Genomic DNA, 1,290 nt, shown 5'->3' on the forward strand with positions numbered 1-1,290 from the left:
TTCCTGCATTTTGGCCTGCTCCATCTTGCCTTGAATATGTGGGCTTTGTGGGATGTTGGGCAATGGGTCGAGCGCATGTATGGGTACTTCCGGTTTGCGACGATCTATTTTGTCGCCGGCCTGGCTGGCAATCTGCTGTCGCTGGTGATTCATCAGGGGCATGCCGTGTCAGGCGGTGCATCGGGCGCCATTTTCGGCCTCTATGGGGCGTTGCTCAGCTATCTCTGGCTCGAGCGTTGGCGAATTCAGCGCGGCGAGTTTCGCTGGCTGTTCTGGGCGGCTGTTGGTTTTTCGGTGGTTAGCATCGTTTTTGGACTGATGATTCCGGGAATTGATAACGCTGCGCATATCGGCGGCTTGATCGGCGGCCTGCTAACGGGGATTTTGATCAAGCCGGACGCCGCGCCGGTGGTCATGCCTGGACGGACAAAAGCGGTAGCTGGCGTAGTGTTCGTCGCGCTCATCGGCGTCATGGCGGCCAATCTTCCCGAACGGGCTTACCGCTGGAGCGAGGAAAAGCAGGTTCAGCAGGAGATCGGCGAATTTTTGCAGGAGGATGCGGCCATCAGCCGGGCGTGGGAGAGCATCCTGCTGCAGGGGCAGAGAAAAGGCGCCTCTTTTGACGATCTGGCCGACGTCATTGAATCGGTGGTGGCTGAGCGCTATGAGCACAGTTTTGAAGCGTTGGTCGCCTTGCCGCAAGATCCCAATCTGCCGTCGGCTGTTGCGGCAGAACGCCTGACACATTATGCCGAACAGCGGCGTGATGCCTCGCGGGCCATGGTGGAAGGCTTGCGGGCCAAGGATCGGGATCTGGTACAAAAGGCGCTGGAGCAGGCACGCCAATCAGGGGCGACCAAATGATGCCGGTCGTGATGTCGGCGGGAGGGCCTTGCCGCGAAAGGGTTATTCCGATCAGGATCAAGGAAACGGTGCTGGCTGACGGGCAGAATCGCAGCCTGATGCCATCCCGGCATGCCTTTTCTGGAGCTCACATGCAAACCATTCACCCCGTCCATTCCTGCGACCGACCGACCGCCGAAGCCCTGTACCCGTTCGATGCCCGCGGGATCGCCAAGCGTTTCCGTCATGCCGCCATTTTTGGCGCACTTGATGCACTGCAAGTCGGCGAAACCATGCGTTTCTGCAACGATCACGATCCCTTGCCGCTGCTGGCCCAACTGCAGGCCCGTTATGGCGCCCATCTTTCCATCGAATACAGGCAGCGCGAACCAGGTGCCATCGTGATCGATTTTTCCGTTGTTGGCTGAGTGATTTTCACCGCGAGCC

Annotated in this window: 2 protein-coding genes; both read left to right on the forward strand. The window is 59.1% G+C overall.

Features of this window, described 5'->3' with window-relative positions:
• The coding region (locus ADADOO_RS01720) for a rhomboid family intramembrane serine protease (protein WP_511274465.1) at window positions 1-864 on the forward strand (864 nt) is incomplete at its 5' end.
• A 131-nt stretch (window positions 865-995) separates the two neighbouring features.
• Window positions 996-1,271 carry a DUF2249 domain-containing protein gene (locus ADADOO_RS01725; RefSeq protein ID WP_511274466.1) on the forward strand — a complete coding sequence of 92 codons (276 nt, stop codon included), beginning with the start codon at window positions 996-998 and terminating at the stop codon, window positions 1,269-1,271.
• Window positions 1,272-1,290 lie beyond the last annotated feature (19 nt).

Origin of the sequence: Azonexus sp., assembly GCF_036170495.1 — a bacterium.
In the GTDB taxonomy this organism is placed as follows: Bacteria; Pseudomonadota; Gammaproteobacteria; order Burkholderiales; family Rhodocyclaceae; genus Azonexus.